The organism is Streptomyces sp. NBC_00525, from assembly GCF_036346595.1.
GTDB lineage: Bacteria > Actinomycetota > Actinomycetes > Streptomycetales > Streptomycetaceae > Streptomyces.
The window spans coordinates 1,986,332-2,002,650 of the sequence record NZ_CP107834.1 but is presented as its reverse complement, the minus strand read 5'-3'; the positions used below and the strand labels follow the sequence as shown (position 1 = coordinate 2,002,650).

At 71.6% G+C, this 16,319-nt stretch carries 11 protein-coding genes; 6 read left to right on the top strand and 5 right to left on the bottom strand.

Annotation, left to right across the window (positions count from 1 at the left end; translation table 11 throughout):
- Positions 1-44: 44 nt before the first annotated feature.
- Complete coding sequence (locus OG710_RS08865) at positions 45-530, bottom strand: hypothetical protein (protein WP_330238822.1); 486 nt, start codon at positions 528-530, stop codon at positions 45-47.
- Between the two features lie 298 nt (positions 531-828).
- On the opposite strand from OG710_RS08865, the gene recD2 reads away from it, so the two are divergent.
- Both recD2 and OG710_RS08855 read left to right on the top strand, forming a co-directional pair.
- Positions 829-3,150 carry an SF1B family DNA helicase RecD2 gene (gene recD2 / locus OG710_RS08860; RefSeq protein WP_330238821.1) on the top strand — a complete coding sequence of 774 codons (2,322 nt, stop codon included), beginning with the start codon at positions 829-831 and terminating at the stop codon, positions 3,148-3,150.
- Between the two features lie 129 nt (positions 3,151-3,279).
- On the top strand, positions 3,280-4,578 hold the full coding sequence (locus tag OG710_RS08855) for a citrate synthase (RefSeq protein ID WP_330238820.1): 1,299 nt from the start codon (positions 3,280-3,282) through the stop codon (positions 4,576-4,578).
- 502 nt (positions 4,579-5,080) lie between these two features.
- Here OG710_RS08855 and OG710_RS08850 read toward each other — a convergent pair.
- The 3 genes from OG710_RS08850 to OG710_RS08840 all read right to left on the bottom strand — a co-directional run bounded on the left by OG710_RS08850 (position 5,081) and on the right by OG710_RS08840 (position 8,785).
- The gene (locus OG710_RS08850; protein WP_330238819.1) at positions 5,081-7,543 is read right to left on the bottom strand and encodes a heavy metal translocating P-type ATPase; all 2,463 of its coding nucleotides are present in this window, start codon (positions 7,541-7,543) and stop codon (positions 5,081-5,083) included.
- 125 nt (positions 7,544-7,668) lie between these two features.
- A complete protein-coding gene (locus OG710_RS08845) occupies positions 7,669-7,980 on the bottom strand; it encodes a heavy-metal-associated domain-containing protein (protein WP_330238818.1) in 312 nt (103 codons plus the stop codon).
- Positions 7,981-8,062: 82 nt separating this feature from the next.
- On the bottom strand, positions 8,063-8,785 hold the full coding sequence (locus OG710_RS08840) for a TetR/AcrR family transcriptional regulator (RefSeq protein ID WP_330238817.1): 723 nt from the start codon (positions 8,783-8,785) through the stop codon (positions 8,063-8,065).
- A gap of 184 nt (positions 8,786-8,969) precedes the next feature.
- On the opposite strand from OG710_RS08840, the gene OG710_RS08835 reads away from it, so the two are divergent.
- A complete protein-coding gene (locus tag OG710_RS08835) occupies positions 8,970-11,213 on the top strand; it encodes an MMPL family transporter (protein ID WP_330238816.1) in 2,244 nt (747 codons plus the stop codon).
- Between the two features lie 112 nt (positions 11,214-11,325).
- Here the strand turns inward: OG710_RS08835 and OG710_RS08830 are convergent, their stop codons facing one another.
- Complete coding sequence (locus OG710_RS08830; RefSeq protein ID WP_330238815.1) at positions 11,326-12,261, bottom strand: sugar phosphate isomerase/epimerase family protein; 936 nt, start codon at positions 12,259-12,261, stop codon at positions 11,326-11,328.
- A 182-nt stretch (positions 12,262-12,443) separates the two neighbouring features.
- On the opposite strand from OG710_RS08830, the gene iolC reads away from it, so the two are divergent.
- From iolC to iolD, 3 genes are read left to right on the top strand one after another with little or no spacing between them, the layout of a single operon-like run.
- Positions 12,444-13,481, top strand: coding sequence for a 5-dehydro-2-deoxygluconokinase (gene iolC, locus OG710_RS08825; protein ID WP_330238814.1), 1,038 nt, complete (start codon positions 12,444-12,446; stop codon positions 13,479-13,481).
- Positions 13,482-13,483: 2 nt separating this feature from the next.
- Complete coding sequence (iolB, locus tag OG710_RS08820; protein ID WP_330238813.1) at positions 13,484-14,362, top strand: 5-deoxy-glucuronate isomerase; 879 nt, start codon at positions 13,484-13,486, stop codon at positions 14,360-14,362.
- Positions 14,359-16,311, top strand: a complete 1,953-nt coding sequence (iolD, locus tag OG710_RS08815; protein WP_330238812.1) for a 3D-(3,5/4)-trihydroxycyclohexane-1,2-dione acylhydrolase (decyclizing) — start codon at positions 14,359-14,361, stop codon at positions 16,309-16,311. Before iolB ends, iolD begins: the two co-directional genes overlap by 4 nt.
- The last annotated feature ends 8 nt before the right edge of the window (positions 16,312-16,319 follow it).

The following is a 16,319-nucleotide window of genomic DNA, read 5'->3' as shown; positions in this document are numbered from 1 at the left end:
GGGCCGGATGCTATCCGGCCGTTGGGCGGGCGGACCCGGCCGCCCTAGATCCCGACGACGCTGCCGCAGGTGATCGTGCCGTCCACGGTGATCGACTCGCCGCTCGGATCGGTCGGCTCCAGCTTCAGCCCGGCCACGGTGACGACCCAGGTGTCGCCGCTCTCACGGCCGGTGACGCCGGGGGCGGCGGCGTGCAGGTAGGTCGTGCCGTCCTTCGTGGTGAGCGTGACCATCGCCTTCTCGCCGCTCACGGCGGCGGTGAACGACGGCTTCGCGGGGTTCTCGCTGTCCGCGTCGGCGGGCGCGGTGATGGCGGTGAGCTTGCCGTCGAGGGTGGCGCAGCCGACGCTGTCGATGCTCAGCTTCCCGCCGTCCCCGCCCTGGTAGGTCAGCTCGGCGCTCCCCTTGCCGCCGCCCGTACCCCCGCTTCCCTTGCCGGAGCCGCCGTCGTCCGACGAGCAGCCGGTCAGCGCGAGCGCGGCAGCGGCGAGCGCCACGAGAGACAGCGACAACGCACGGGACCTGGACACACGCGACACCTTTCACCGGCCGAACGGAACGCCAACGTACAACCGACCCACCACCACCCGACAGTGCGCCTGGCGGGCTCGGCGACGGCGACCCTCAGCCGTAGCGGTATCCGGCCTGGACGATGACGAGTTCGTACTCCGTGGGCTGGTACACAAGGCGGTGTTCGTCGCTTCGCTGCCCGATACCGACATCCGGGGCCCCTTCTCGCGCGCGGCCGACTGGTACTGGCGATGGCGCCAGTCGAGAGCCTCCGGTGCGGGGGCTCACGCTGTCCGAGCCACCCGGTAGCGTCGCGGCATGGTTGCCAACGCACCCCACCACCCCGGCCTCGCCGTCCTCGAAGGCGTCCTGGAGCGGATCACGTACGCCAATGAGGAGAACGGGTACACCGTCGCGAGGGTGGACACCGGGCGGGGGAGCGGCGATCTGCTCACCGTGGTGGGGGCGCTGCTCGGCGCGCAGCCGGGGGAGTCGTTGCGGATGGAGGGGCGCTGGGGCTCCCATGCGCAGTACGGCAAGCAGTTCGTCGTGGAGAACTACACGACGATTCTGCCCGCGACCATCCAGGGCATCCGCCGTTACCTGGGTTCCGGCCTGATCAAGGGCATCGGGCCCGTCATGGCCGACCGGATCACCACCCATTTCGGCGTGGACACGCTGGACATCATCGAGCGGGAGCCCAAGCGCCTCATCGAGGTGCCCGGCCTCGGCCCCAAGCGGACGAAGATGATCGCCGCCGCCTGGGAGGAGCAGAAGGCGATCAAGGAGGTCATGGTTTTCCTCCAGGGCGTCGGCGTCTCGACGTCGATCGCCGTGCGGATCTACAAGAAGTACGAGGACGCCTCGATCTCCGTGGTGAAGAACCAGCCCTACCGGCTGGCCGCCGACGTCTGGGGCATCGGCTTCCTGACCGCCGACCGGATCGCCCAGGCCGTCGGCATCCCGCACGACAGCCCGGAACGGGTCAAGGCGGGCCTCCAGTACGCGCTGTCGCAGTCCACCGACCAGGGCCACTGCTTCCTGCCCGAGGAACGGCTCATCGCGGACGCGGTGAAGCTGCTCCAGGTGGACACCGGCCTCGTCATCGACTGCCTGGCCGAGCTGGCCGGGGAACCGGAGGGCGTCGTACGCGAGAAGGTGCCGTCGCCGGAGGGCGGCGAGCCGGTCACGGCGGTGTATCTGGTGCCGTTCCACCGCGCGGAGATCTCCCTCGCCGCCCAGGTGCGCCGGCTGCTGCGGACACCGGAGGAGCGGATGCCGGCCTTCGCGGACGTGGACTGGGACAAGGCGCTGAGGTGGCTCGCGGGCCGGACCGGCGCCACGCTGGCGCCCGAGCAGGAGGCCGCCGTACGGCTCGCGCTCACCCGGAAGGTCGCCGTGCTGACCGGCGGCCCCGGCTGCGGCAAGTCGTTCACGGTCCGGTCCATCGTGGAGCTGGCCCGTGCCAAGAAGGCCAAGGTGGTGCTCGCCGCGCCCACCGGCCGGGCGGCCAAGCGGCTCTCGGAGCTGACGGGGGCCGAGGCGTCCACCGTGCACCGGCTCCTGGAGCTGAAGCCCGGCGGCGACGCGGCGTACGACCGGGACCGTCCGCTGGACGCCGATCTCGTCGTCGTGGACGAGGCGTCGATGCTCGATCTGCTGCTGGCCAACAAGCTCGTCAAGGCGGTGGCACCCGGTGCCCACCTGTTGCTCGTCGGCGATGTGGACCAGCTGCCATCGGTGGGGGCGGGGGAGGTGCTGCGGGACCTGCTGGCGGACGGCGGCCCGGTGCCGGCGGTCCGGCTGACCACTATTTTCCGCCAGGCCCAGCAATCGGGCGTCGTCACCAACGCGCACCGCATCAACTCCGGCGTACCGCCCCTCACCCAGGGGCTCAGCGACTTCTTTCTCTTCGTGGAGGACGAGACGGAGGACGCCGGGGTGCTCGCGGTGGACGTCGCCGCCCGCCGCATTCCGGCCAAGTTCGGACTGAACGCGCGGCGGGACGTACAGGTGCTCGCGCCGATGCACCGGGGCCCGGCCGGGGCCGGTCATCTCAACGGGCTGCTCCAGCAGGCGATCACCCCCGGCCGGCCCGACGTGCCGGAGAAGCGGTTCGGCGGCCGGGTGTTCCGGGTGGGCGACAAGGTCACCCAGATCCGCAACAACTACGACAAGGGCGCCAACGGCGTCTTCAACGGCACGGTCGGCGTCGTCACCGGCCTCGACCTGGACGAACAGCGGCTGACGGTGCTGACCGACGAGGACGAGGAGATCGGCTACGACTTCGACGAGCTGGACGAGCTGTCCCACGCGTACGCCATGACGATCCACCGTTCCCAGGGCAGCGAGTACCCGGCCGTGGTCATCCCCGTCACCAAGAGCGCCTGGATGATGCTCCAGCGGAACCTCCTCTACACCGCCGTCACCCGTGCCAAGAAGCTCGTCGTCCTGGTCGGTTCCCGGCAGGCGATCGGCCAGGCGGTTCGCACGGTTTCCGCAGGCAGACGCTGTACGGCGCTGGATCACCGGCTCTCCGGAGACCTCGATGGAGGATCGTCGGTAAAAATGATCGATCAAAACGGTGGGAAACATCACGGAGGTCTTCCGGAACCGGAGTCAAGGGGGCAGGATGGCTAAGTTCGCGGCACTCAGTGCCGCGAGTAGGTCCAATGGACGACCCCGAGTGCACTCTCCTGAGCCAAATGGGGGAGGGTGGAGACAGTCAGGGAACCTCGAAGAAGAGGCACTACGTCGGTGAGGGATGACGTGAGCGAGCACACCAACAACGCTGTGGTACTTCGGTACGGCGATGGCGAGTACACCTACCCGGTGATCGACAGCACCGTCGGCGACAAGGGCTTCGACATCGGGAAGCTCCGGGCGAACACCGGCCTGGTGACCCTGGACAGCGGATACGGCAACACCGCTGCCTATAAATCGGCCATCACCTACCTCGACGGTGAGCAGGGCATTCTGCGCTACCGCGGCTACCCCATCGAGCAGCTCGCCGAGCGCTCGACGTTCCTCGAGGTCGCCTACACGCTGATCAACGGCGAGCTTCCCAAGGTCGACGAGCTGTCGACCTTCAAGAACGAGATCACCCAGCACACCCTGCTGCACGAGGACGTCAAGCGCTTCTTCGACGGCTTCCCGCGCGACGCCCACCCGATGGCCATGCTGTCCTCGGTCGTCAGCGCGCTGTCCACGTTCTACCAGGACAGCCACAATCCGTTCGACGAGGAGCAGCGCCACCTCTCGACGATCCGGCTGCTCGCCAAGCTCCCGACCATCGCCGCGTACGCGTACAAGAAGTCGATCGGTCACCCGTTCGTCTACCCGCGCAACGACCTCGGCTACGTCGAGAACTTCCTGCGCATGACCTTCTCCGTGCCGGCCCAGGAGTACGAGCTGGACCCGGTCGTCGTCGCGGCGCTCGACAAGCTCCTCATCCTGCACGCGGACCACGAGCAGAACTGCTCGACCTCCACCGTGCGCCTGGTCGGCTCCTCGCAGGCGAACATGTTCGCCTCGATCTCCGCCGGCATCTCCGCCCTCTGGGGCCCCCTGCACGGCGGCGCCAACCAGTCCGTCCTGGAGATGCTGGAAGGCATCCAGGCCAACGGCGGCGACGTCGACTCCTTCATCCGCAAGGTGAAGAACAAGGAGGACGGCGTCCGCCTGATGGGCTTCGGCCACCGGGTGTACAAGTCCTTCGACCCGCGCGCCAAGATCATCAAGGCCGCCGCCCACGACGTGCTGTCCGCGCTCGGCAAGTCCGACGAGCTGCTCGACATCGCGCTCAAGCTGGAGGAGCACGCGCTCTCCGACGAGTACTTCGTCTCGCGCAACCTCTACCCGAACGTGGACTTCTACACGGGCCTCATCTACCGCGCGATGGGCTTCCCGACCGAGATGTTCACCGTGCTGTTCGCCATCGGCCGGCTCCCCGGCTGGATCGCCCAGTGGCACGAGATGATCAAGGAGCCGGGTTCCCGCATCGGCCGCCCGCGCCAGATCTACACCGGCGAGGTCCTGCGCGACTTCGTCCCGGTCGAGGGCCGCTGAACGACCTCCTCCGCATCACCCCGGCCCTGACTGACGCCGGACCCCCGCGCCCCCGCCTGCCGCGCCTCGCCCCGAGCGACGCGGAGCCGGGGGCGCGGTGCGTGTGCGGTGGGTGTTTTTGTGCTGCGTGCGCGCTGCGGTTTCGCGCCGGGAGCGCTCCCGCGTAAGCGAGAAGCGCCCCGCCGTCGATCCCCCCACGGGCCGACAGCGAGGCGCTTCCCATGTCCCGGAGCGGATTCCCCCCACGGGATCCGGCCGGGCGTTCGGTGGGAGCCGTGCCTCGGTACTGCGCACTGCTGCTGTGGTCTGCCGGGGTACGTACCGACGGGAGGGCCGCTCAAAGCTCCCCGGTGTACGTGCCCCGGCCCACGCTAGCCCGGAGCGTCCCCCAAGACACTCCGCCGGACGTCCCCCAAGACATCCTTGGCATCGCACTCTAAGACTTACGAACCCATCGAATGGTTACCCTGAAACCGATGTGATCTGAATCTCATTGTGGAAGTTACGTGAAGGACCGCAGGCGCAGGCTGTTCGTCACGACGAAGACCGATGAGAAGGCCATCGCCGCTCCGGCAATCATAGGGTTGAGCAGCCCAAACGCCGCAAGGGGTAGGGCGGCGACGTTGTAACCGAATGCCCAGCAGAGGTTGCCCTTGATGGTGGTGAGGGTGCGCCGCGAGAGGCGGATGGCGTCGGCTGTCACCTTGAGATCTCCACGAACCAGCGTCAGGTCGCTCGCCTCGATCGCGGCGTCCGTGCCGGTGCCCATCGCGAGGCCGAGGTCGGCGGTGGCCAGCGCGGCCGCGTCGTTGACCCCGTCGCCGACCATGGCGACCACCCGTCCCCGCTCCCGCAGATCCCGGATGACCTGTGCCTTCTCCTCCGGCAGCACCTCCGCGCGCACCTCGTCGATCCCGACCTCCGCGGCGACCGCCTCCGCCACGGCGCGGTTGTCGCCCGTCAGCAGGATCGGTTTCAGGCCGAGGTCCCGGAGCGCGGCGACGGCCTGCGCGCTGGACTCCTTGACCGCGTCGGCGACCTCCAGGACCCCGCGCGCCTCGCCGTCCCAGCCGACCGCGATGGCCGTACGCCCTCGGGCGGCGGCGTCCGCGACGGCGGTGGCCAGGATGTCGGGGAGGGGCATTCCGGCCTCGGCGAGCAGGCTGGGGCGCCCGACGAGCACCTTGTGGCCGTCCACGATGCCCTGGACGCCGAGTCCGGGGACGTTGGTGAAGTCCTCGGGGGTGGGGAGGGTGGTGCCGGTGCGTTCGGTGGCGCCGGTGGCGACGGCCTGGGCGATGGGGTGTTCGGAGGCGTGTTCGAGGGCTCCGGCGAGGCGCAGGACGTCGGTTTCGGTGGTGCCGGGTGCGGTGTGGACGGTCTGGAGGGTCATGCGGCCGGTGGTGACGGTGCCGGTCTTGTCGAGGACGATGGTGTCGACGCGGCGGGTGGATTCGAGGACTTCGGGGCCCTTGATGAGGATGCCGAGCTGGGCGCCGCGTCCGGTGCCGACCATGAGGGCGGTCGGGGTGGCGAGGCCCAGGGCGCAGGGGCAGGCGATGATCAGCACGGCCACCGCCGCCGTGAACGCCGCCGTCACGTCGTCCGTGGCCAGCAGCCAGGCGACCAGGGTGGCGAGGGCGATCAGCAGGACGACGGGGACGAACACCGCCGAGATCCGGTCGGCCAGCCGCTGCACCTCGGCCTTGCCGTTCTGGGCGTCCTCGACGAGCCTCGCCATCCGGGCGAGCTGGGTGTCCGAGCCGACGCGGGTCGCCTCCACGACGAGCCGGCCCGAGACGTTCACGGTCGCCCCGGCGACCCGGTCCCCGGCGCTCACGTCCACGGGGACGGACTCGCCGGTGAGCATGGACGCGTCCACCGCAGACGAGCCCTCCACGACCGTGCCGTCCGTGGCGATCTTCTCGCCGGGGCGGACCAGGAAGCGGTCGCCCACGACGAGCCGGTCGACGGGCACGCGGACCTCGGCGCCGCCGCGCAGGACCGCCACGTCCCTGGCGCCCAGGTGCATCAGCGCGCGCAGTGCGGACCCGGCCCTCCGCTTGGACTTCGCTTCGAGGTAGCGGCCCAGCAGGATGAAGGTGACGACGCCCGCCGCGACCTCCAGATAGATGGTCGAGGAGCCGTCGGTCCGGGTGGCCGTGAGGTCGAAGCCGTGCCGCATGCCGGGCATCCCGGCGTCCCCGAGGAACAGTGCCCACAAGGACCAGCCGAAGGCGGCCAGGGTGCCCACGGAGACGAGCGTGTCCATGGTCGCCGCGCCGTGCCGGAGGTTGGTCCAGGCGGCCCGGTGGAAGGGCAGCCCGCCCCAGACGACGACGGGCGCGGCCAGCGTGAGCGAGAGCCACTGCCAGGAATCGAACTGCAGCGCCGGGATCATCGCCAGGGCGACGACGGGGGCGGCGAGCACGGCGGAGACGGCGAGGCGCTGCCGGAGGGAGCTGAGCGCGGGGTCGTCGTCGGACTCGGGCTCGGGGCCGTGGTCGGGCTCGGGGGCGTGGTCGGGCTCGGGGCTGTGGTCGGGCTCGGGTTGGTTCGGGGCCTCCGCTTCCGGTTCCGGTTGCTGCGGGGGCCGGGGTCGGGGGGATGCCGGGACCGGCGGCGGAGTCGGACGCTGGGCTTCCGGAGCCGGACGTTCGGCTTCCGGGGCCGGGGCGGTCCGCTCCTCGCCCGGCCGGGCGACCCGCTTCGCCGTGTAGCCCGTCTTCTCGACCGTGGCGATGAGGTCGTCCACGCTGACGCCGGCCCCGTCGTAGCTGACTCGGGCCTTCTCCGTGGCGTAGTTCACCGTGGCGGTGACGCCGTCCATCCGGTTGAGCTTCTTCTCGACGCGGGCCGCGCACGAGGCGCAGGTCATGCCGCCGATCAGGAATTCGGCCCGCGAGGGCTCCGCGGTCGGGGTGCCGGACCCCGTCGTGCCGGGGGTGTCCGATGCACTGTGCATGTCCGAGCTCCTGGAACGCCGAGCGGGCCGTACCCCACCAGTATCTGCTGGTCGGGCCGGCCCGGCGGCGAAGGGGTGGTGCGGATGGTGCCGGTGGTGCGGAGCGCGAGGGCTCCCGGAGGGTGTCAGGCGCGGCCGGCGAGCTCGTAACCCGCCTCGTCGACGGCGGCGCGTACGGCCTCGTCGTCCAGGGGGGTCGCGGAGACCACCGTCACCAGCCCGGTGGCGGACACGGCCTGCACCGAGGTGACACCCTCGATGGCGGAGACCTCCTGGGAGATGGCGCCCTCGCAGTGACCGCAGGTCATGCCGGTGACCCGGTAGACGGTGGTCACCCCGCCCGTCTGCGAGGCGTCCGCCCCGGCGTCGCCGTGGCAGGAACCGCTCGGCGAGCAGCAGGAGCCGGTGGCCTGGGGGAGCTGGGTCTCGGCGGTCATGGTGTTCTCCTCTTCGACTTCGACGGACACGCGGGGCTGGAGAGACGCACTCGGTGCGTTTCCATGCCCTCACTGTATACCCCTAGGGGGTATGACGCGAGTCGGTGTGCGGGCATGTGTCGTCGGGGATCATGGGTTCGAGGTAGCGGAAGAGGATCGTCTTCAGTTCCCGGATGTACGCCGCGCGCTCCTCGCCCTCGTGGGCCATGATCACGTCGAGCCCGGACTTGAAGACGTTGAAGATCATCGTGGCGACCCGGGTGACGTCGGCGGGCGGCGTGTCCGGCAGGTAGCCGGTGAGGATCGTCTCGACGCGCGCGAGCATCGTGACGTGCACGGCGTCGTGCTCCCGCGTGATCATGCCGGGGATCTCGGAGCCGTGCATCAGGACCGTGAAGGCCGGGTTCGCGCAGTTGAACTCGATCAGCGGATCGAGGGTGGCGTCGAGCATCCGGTCCAGCGGCAGCTCCAGGTGGTCGACCAGGAAGGCGGCCCCGTACGTCTCCCGCCAGCGGGTCAGGAGCTGGTCGCCCAGCTCGACCGCGATGGCCTCCTTGTTCGGGAAGAACTGGTAGAGCGTGCCGGGGGAGACCCCGGCCTCGCGGGCGATGGCATTGGTGCTGGCGGCGGTGTAGCCGGTCGTGCAGAAGACGTTGGCGGCGGCCTTGAGCAGCTGTGCGATACGGGCCTCGCCCCGAGCCTGCCGCCGGCGCGGCCGCGCAGGGGCGTCCGCCCGGTCGGCGCTTCCGGCGCTTCCGGGGCTCCCTGTGCTTCCGGCGCTCCCTGTGTCCTTGGCCTGCGACACGGTCAATCCCCAGCTTTCGTGAGCGGTTGACAAACACGAGTGGTCGCTCGCATTCTTATGAAACGCGAGCGAAGACTCGTGTTTGCCAGTGTATGTGGCAACGACTGATCCATGCTGCCCTGCGCGACCGCCTCGTGCGGCCGCCTGGCGTGCCCGGGTCCGGGGGAAAAGGGGATCTCGCACCATGCCCGAAGTCAATGGTCCACAGCGTCCGGGGGGCTGGACGCGCTTCGTGACCGCCCGCCCCCGGCTCACGCTGCTGGCGGCTCTGGTGATCACGGCGCTCGCGGTCCTCGCGGGCGGCGGGGTCGCCGACCGGATGGGCAGTGGTGGCTGGCAGGCGCCGGACGCCGAGTCGACCTATGCCACCAAGGCCCTGGAGCGCGAGTTCCCCGCCTCCCAGCCCAACCTCCTGCTGCTCGTGGACAGCGGCGCCGCCTCCGTGGACGATCCCGCCGTGGCCGCAGAGGCGACCCGCCTGGCCGCCCGGCTCGCCCGGGAGGCGGACGTCGTGGGCGTCCGCTCCTACTGGCAGGACAAGGCGCCCGCGCTGCGCGCGAAGGACGGCCGGGAAGCGCTCATCGCCGCCCGCATCAAGGGGGACGACAAGGCGGCGGGCGAGGTGCTGGACCGGCTGGCCCCGGCCTTCCGGGGAGAGCACGGCCCGGTGAACGTATCGGTCGGCGGCCCCGCCGCCGTGCAGCACGAGATGCAGAAGATCATCCAGGAGGACCTGCTGAGGGCCGAGATGATCGCCCTCCCGGTGACGCTGGTGCTGCTCGTCATGGTCTTCGGCAGCGCGATCGCCGCCCTGCTGCCCCTGGGCGTGGGCATCGTGGCCATCCTCGGCACCAACGCCGTGCTGCGCGGCATCACCGAGTTCGCCGACGTCTCCGTCTTCGCGCAGAACCTCACCACGGCCCTCGGCCTCGGGCTCGCCATCGACTACGCCTTGTTCATCGTGCGGCGGTTCCGCGAGGAACTGGCGACCGGCGCCCCGACCCGGACGGCCGTCGGGACGACGCTGCGCACGGCGGGCCGTACGGTGCTGTTCTCCTCGCTGACGGTCGCCGTGTCGCTCGCCGCGATGCTGGTCTTCCCGCAGTACTTCCTGCGCTCCTTCGCCTACGCGGGCATCGCCGTGGTGCTGCTGGCCGCCGCTGCGGCGCTCATCCTCCTGCCGGCCGCCCTGATGCTCCTGGGCCCCCGCGTCAACTCCCTGGACCTGCGCAAGGCGCTGCGCCGGAGGCGGCCGGCATCGGCTGCGGACGCCGCTTCCGCCGGGGCCGAGGCCGGCGCGGGCTGGGGGAGGTTCGCGAAGCTGGTGATGCGCAGGGCGCCCCTGTTCGCGATCGCCACGAGCGTGGGGCTCGTCCTGCTCGGGCTGCCCTTCCTGGGCGTGAAGTTCGGTACGGCTGATGACCGGCAGTTGCCCGCGACGGCCGAGTCCCACGTGGTGCAGCAGCACGTACGGGACGGCTTCCCCGGCAGCCCCGGCGGCAGCCTCGACATCCTGGCCGAGGGCGCGGCGACCCCCGCCCAGTACGCCGCGTACCGCGACCGGATCGCCGCGCTTCCGGGCGTCCTCCGGGTGGACGGCCCGTTCACCGAGGGGCGGACGGCCTACTTCGGCGTGCTGGGCAAGGGCGAGCCGGTCGGGGAGGAGACCCAGCGCCTGGTGAAGGACCTGCGGGCGCAGCCCGCCCCCTTCGAGACCTCCGTGACGGGCACGGCCGCGGTCCTGGTGGACTCCAAGGAGGCCATCGGCGACAAGCTGCCGTGGGCGGTGGGCATCATCGCCGTCGTGACGCTGCTGCTGGTGTTCCTGCTGACCGGGAGTGTGCTGATCCCCATCCAGGCCGTCGTCCTCAACGCCCTGAGCCTGACCGCGATGTTCGGGGCGGTGGTCTGGGTCTTCCAGGACGGCCACCTGTCCGGGCCGCTCTCCTTCACCAGCACGGGCGACATCGAGACGACGCTCCCGGTGCTCATGTTCTGCGTCGCCTTCGGGCTCTCCATGGACTACGGGGTGTTCCTGCTCTCCCGGATCAAGGAGGAGTACGACCGCACCGGCGACCACGAACACGCGGTCGGCTTCGGCCTGCGGCACACCGGCGGCCTGATCACCGCGGCGGCCGTGATCCTGGCGGTCGTGATGGTCGCCATCGGCACCTCGCGGGTCACCAACACCAAGATGCTCGGCCTCGGCATCGCGCTCGCCGTGCTGATGGACGCCATGGTGGTCCGCAGCCTGCTCGTCCCGGCGGTGATGAAGCTGACGGGCCGCGCGAGCTGGTGGGCCCCGGCCCCGCTGCGCAGGTTCCACGAACGGTTCGGGCTGAGCGAGGGCGAGGCGCCGCGCCCCGGGGACGGGGCGATACCGAGCCCCGGAGTGAGCGAGCCGGAGCGGGTCCCCAGCCGGACCTGACCCCGAGAGGCGGGGGGCGCGGGGCGGGGGGCGCGGGGCGGGGGAGCCTCGGGGGAGACGGGGGAGCCCCGAGGCACGAGGTGGGACGCGAGGTCGGGGAGCCCCCCCCGCCTCACGCCCCCCGGTGCCCCCCGCCCGTGCCGCAGGAGCGGAGGTAGTCGCGGGTGCGGCGGGCGATCGGGAAGGGCCGGTCGGGCGGGCAGGGGTACATGTCCTGCTCGACGATGGCGAACAGATCGACGTCCAGCCGACGGGCCGCGGCGAGCACGGGCTCCAGCGCCGGCACCCCGCCCGGCGGCTCGCACATCACCCCGCGCGCCACGGCCGGCCCGAACGGCACCTCGTCCGCCACCACCTCCGCGAGGACCTCCGGGTCCACCTGCTTGAGGTGGAGGTAGCCGATCCGCTCCCCGTAGCGCTCGATCAGCTCCACGCTGTCGCCCCCGCAGTACGCGTAGTGCCCGGTGTCGAGGCAGAGCGAGACCAGGTCCGCGTCGGTGGCGTCCAGGAACCGGCTGACGTTCTCCTCGGTGTCGATATGGGTGTCGGCATGCGGGTGGACGACGACGCGCAGCCCGTACCGCTCGCGGACCTCCCGCGCCAGCCGTTCCGTCTGCGAGGTCAGGTTCCGCCACTGCCCGGCGGTCAGCGTGCGCTCCTCCAGCACCTCGCCCGTCCGGTCGTCCCGCCAGAACGAGGGGATGACCACGAGATGCGCCGCCCCCATCGCCTGTGTGAGCGCCGCGATGCCGGCGACATGCGCCCAGGTCCGGTCCCAGACGTCCGGCCCGTGGTGCAATCCGGTGAAGACGGTGCCCGCCGAGACGGAGAGCCCACGGCTGCCGGTCTCCTCCGCGAGGCGCCCCGGATCGGTCGGGAGGTAGCCGTACGGACCCAGCTCGATCCACTCGTAGCCCGCGGCCGCGACCTCGTCGAGGAAGCGCCGCCAGGGCACCTGCCGCGGATCGTCGGGGAACCACACCCCCCACGAGTCGGGTGCCGATCCGATGCGGATGCGGTCCGGGGCGGAAGCCGTGGATGAGGTCATGACCAAGGCTCATCACGCGGTGAAACGGGTGTCAAGCACGCGCCCGCATGTCCGTGCACAGGGTTGACGATGATCAAAAGGGAGAGTGAGACAGGGAAGAGACATACCGGAGCCCGGCCGGCGCCGACGCGGCGGCCGGACCCTCCGGCAGCCCGAACGGTGCCCAGCGGAAGGGACACTGCATGCCCGAGCAGCCGTACGACGTGATCACCATGGGGCGGATCGGGGTGGACCTCTACCCCCTGCGCACGGGCGTGCCGCTGGCACGGGTCGACACCTTCGGGAAGTTCCTCGGCGGCTCCCCGTCCAACGTCGCCGTCGCCGCAGCCCGCCTCGGCCGGCGCACCGCCGTCGTGACCCGCACCGGACAGGACCCCTTCGGCACCTATCTGCGCGAGCAGTTGCGGGAGTTCGGCGTCGACGACCGCTGGGTGACGCCCGTCGCCGCCTACCCGACCCCGGTCACCTTCTGCGAGATCTTCCCGCCCGACGACTTCCCCCTCTACTTCTACCGGCAGCCCAAGGCCCCCGACCTGGAGATCCACCCCGCCGAACTCGACCTGGCGGCGATCCGGTCCGCCGCCGTCTTCTGGATGACCGGCACCGGACTCTGCGCCGAGCCCAGCCGCACCGCGACGCTCACCGCGCTGCGCGCCCGCGACCGCGCGGCCCTCACCGTCTTCGACCTCGACTGGCGCCCCGCGTTCTGGCCGCCCGCCGAGCGGAACGGCGCCGCCGAGCGGAACGGCCTCGCCGAGCGCGACGGCGCCGCCGCGCCCCGGCCCGCCGCCCGCTACCGCGAGGCCCTGGCCTACGCGACCGTCGCCGTGGGCAACCTCGACGAGTGCGAGGTGGCGACCGGCGAGCGCGAACCGTACGCGGCCGCCCGCGCCCTCATCGACGCCGGCGTCGAACTGGCCGTCGTCAAACAGGGCCCGGCCGGCGTCCTCGCCGTCCACCGCGACGGCACGGTCGCCGATGTGCCGCCGCTCCCCGTCGACGTGGTCAACGGCCTCGGCGCGGGCGACGCCTTCGGCGGGGCCCTCTGCCACGGCCTGCTCAGCGGCTGGGACCTCGCCCGCACCATCCGCTACGCCAACGCGGCGGGCGCCATCGTCGCCGCCCGGCTCGCCTGCTCCTCCGCCATGCCGTTCCCGCACGAGGTCGAGGCCGCCCTCGCCGAGGGCGCGGTCACCGTCCAGCAGGGGAAGGGGAACTGAGCATGCGACGGGAACCGACGACGTACCATCTGCCCGCCGGAAGCACCGGGCACGGGCCGTACACCGTGGACATCGGGCCGGAACAGGCCGGCTGGGAGCGATCCGGCCTCGAAGTGGTGGAGCTGGAACCGGGAGGAGTTCACACACTTGTCACCGGGGAGAGCGAGTGGATCATTCTGCCGTTGACCGGCGGCTGTACGGTGCACACCTCAGATGAGATCTTTGAACTGCTGGGCCGTAGGAGTGTGTTCAGCGGCGTTACCGACTTCGCCTATGTACCGCGCGATGCCCACGCACAGATCGCCTCCGGCGCCGGCGGCCGCTTCGCCCTGGCAGGAGCGAAATGCGAGCGACGACTCCCCGCTCGTTACGGCCCCGCGCCGGAGGTACGCGTGGAGCTGCGCGGCTCCGGAACCTGCTCCCGGCAGGTCCACAACTTCGCCGCCGCCGACGCCTTCGACTGCGACCGGCTGATCGCGGTCGAAGTCCTCACCCCCGGCGGCAACTGGTCCTCCTACCCGCCGCACAAGCACGACGAGCACCATCCCGGCCGGGAGTCCGTCCTGGAGGAGATCTACTACTTCGAGGTGGAGGGCGGCGGCCTCGGCTACCACCGCGTCTCGCCGTCCCGCCCCGGCGGCACGGACGTGCTGGCCGAGGTCCGCAGCGGTGACACCGTGCTCATCCCGGACGGCTGGCACGGCCCGTCCATCGCGCCACCCGGCCGCACCATGTACTACCTCAACGTCATGGCGGGCCCCGGCGAGAAGCGGGAGTGGCTGATCCGCGACCACCCCGACCACAGCTGGGTGCGCGACACCTGGCCGTCCCAGCCCGTCGACCCCCGCCTCCCGCTCCACGGCCCGGAGGACCCCGCATGACCGCGACACCCACGACACCCGGAACACCCACGCCGCCCCCGACAGCAGAGACGCCCCCGACACCCCCGGCCACCGGCCGGTCCGCCCGCCGCCTCACCACCGCCCAGGCACTCATCGCCTTCCTCGCCCGCCAGTACACCGAGCGCGACGGCACACGCCAACGGCTGATCACCGCCACCTGGGGCATCTTCGGCCACGGCAACGTCGCGGGCATCGGCCAGGCCCTCCTGGAGACCGGCCCCACCATGCCCTACCTCCAGGGCCGCAACGAACAGGCCATGGTGCACGCAGCCGTCGGCCACGCCCGCCAGACGGGCCGGCTCTCCGCGCAGGCCGTCACCACCTCCATCGGCCCCGGCGCCACCAACCTCGTCACCGGCGCCGCCCTCGCCACCGTCAACCACCTCCCCGTCCTGCTGCTGCCCGGCGACACCTTCGCGACCCGCCCCGCCGACCCCGTACTCCAGCAACTGGAAGTGCCGTACGCGGGCGACATCTCCGTCAACGACTGCCTGCGCCCCGTCTCCCGCTACTTCGACCGGATCACCCGCCCCGAGGCGCTGATCCCGGCCGCGCTGCACGCCATGCGGGTCCTCACCGACCCGGCCGCGACCGGCGCCGTCACCCTCGCGCTGCCCCAGGACGTCCAGGCCGAGGCGCACGACTGGCCCCCCGAGTTCTTCGCCGAGCGCGTCTGGCACGTACGCCGCCCCGCCCCCGACCCCGGCGAACTCGACCGGGCGGTCCGGGCGGTGCGCGCCGCCCGCCGCCCGCTCGTCGTCGCGGGCGGCGGGGTCCACCACAGCGCCGCCGAGGACGCCCTCGCCGCGTTCGCCGAAGCCACCCGCATCCCCGTCGCCTCCACCCAGGCCGGCAAGGGCTCCCTGCGCCACGACCACCCCGCCGACGTCGGCGGCATCGGCCACACCGGCACCGCCACCGCCGACGACCTCGCCCGCACCGCCGACCTGGTCATCGGCGTCGGCACCCGGTACACCGACTTCACCACCGCGTCCGCGACCCTCTTCGCGCACCCGGACGTCCGCTTCCTCAACCTCAACATCACCGGCTTCGACGCCCACAAGCTCGCCGCGCTCCCACTCGTCGCGGACGCCCGCACCGCCCTCGAAGCCCTCACCGACGCCCTCGCCGGCCACCGCGCCGACCCGGCGTACGAGGCGGAGTACACCGCGGCCAAGGCCCGCTGGGAGCAGCGCGTCGACGCCGCGTACGCCGCCCCCGACCCGGCCGCCCGCCCCACCCAGACCCAGTTCCTCGGCCTGCTGGACGAGCTGGTCACCGAGGAGGACATCCTCGTCAACGCGGCCGGCTCGCTCCCCGGCGACCTGCACAAGCTCTGGCGCACCCGCTCCCCGCGCCAGTACCACGTCGAGTACGGCTACTCCTGCATGGGCTACGAGATCCCGGCCGCGATCGGCGTCCAGCTCGCCGCCCCCGGCCGCCCCGTCTGGGCGCTCGTCGGCGACGGCACGTATCTGATGAACCCCACCGAGATCGTCACCGCCGTCCAGGAGAACCTGCCCGTCAAGCTCGTCGTCCTGCAGAACCACGGCTACGCCTCGATCGGCGGCCTCTCCGAGGCGACCGGCGGCGAACGCTTCGGCACGGACTACCGCCACCGCGAGGACGGCGGCTTCACCGGCCCGCCGCTGCCCGTGGACCTCGCCGCCAACGCCGCCTCGCTCGGCATGCGGGTGCTGCGCGCCGCGACGGTCGCCGAACTGCGCGAGGCGCTGGCCCTGGCCCGCAGCGCCGACCGGCCCGTCTGCGTCCACGTCGAGACCGAAACACCCGGTGCCGGGCAGGGGCCCCCGCCGGCGCAGGCGTGGTGGGATGTTCCCGTGGCCGCGACGGCCACCCGCCCCCCGGCGGTCGAAGCACGGAAAGAGTACGAACGACACCGCACCGGCCGGCGCCATCACCTCTGAAGGAGTCG

Coding starts and splice junctions, on each gene's coding strand:
- iolB (WP_330238813.1), top strand. CDS start 13,484: ATGCGACGGGAACCGACGACGTACCATCTGCCCGCCGGAAGCACCGGG.
- recD2 (WP_330238821.1), top strand. CDS start 829: ATGGTTGCCAACGCACCCCACCACCCCGGCCTCGCCGTCCTCGAAGGC.
- OG710_RS08850 (WP_330238819.1), bottom strand. CDS start 7,543: ATGCACAGTGCATCGGACACCCCCGGCACGACGGGGTCCGGCACCCCG.
- iolC (WP_330238814.1), top strand. CDS start 12,444: ATGCCCGAGCAGCCGTACGACGTGATCACCATGGGGCGGATCGGGGTG.
- OG710_RS08830 (WP_330238815.1), bottom strand. CDS start 12,261: ATGACCTCATCCACGGCTTCCGCCCCGGACCGCATCCGCATCGGATCG.
- iolD (WP_330238812.1), top strand. CDS start 14,359: ATGACCGCGACACCCACGACACCCGGAACACCCACGCCGCCCCCGACA.
- OG710_RS08845 (WP_330238818.1), bottom strand. CDS start 7,980: ATGACCGCCGAGACCCAGCTCCCCCAGGCCACCGGCTCCTGCTGCTCG.
- OG710_RS08835 (WP_330238816.1), top strand. CDS start 8,970: ATGCCCGAAGTCAATGGTCCACAGCGTCCGGGGGGCTGGACGCGCTTC.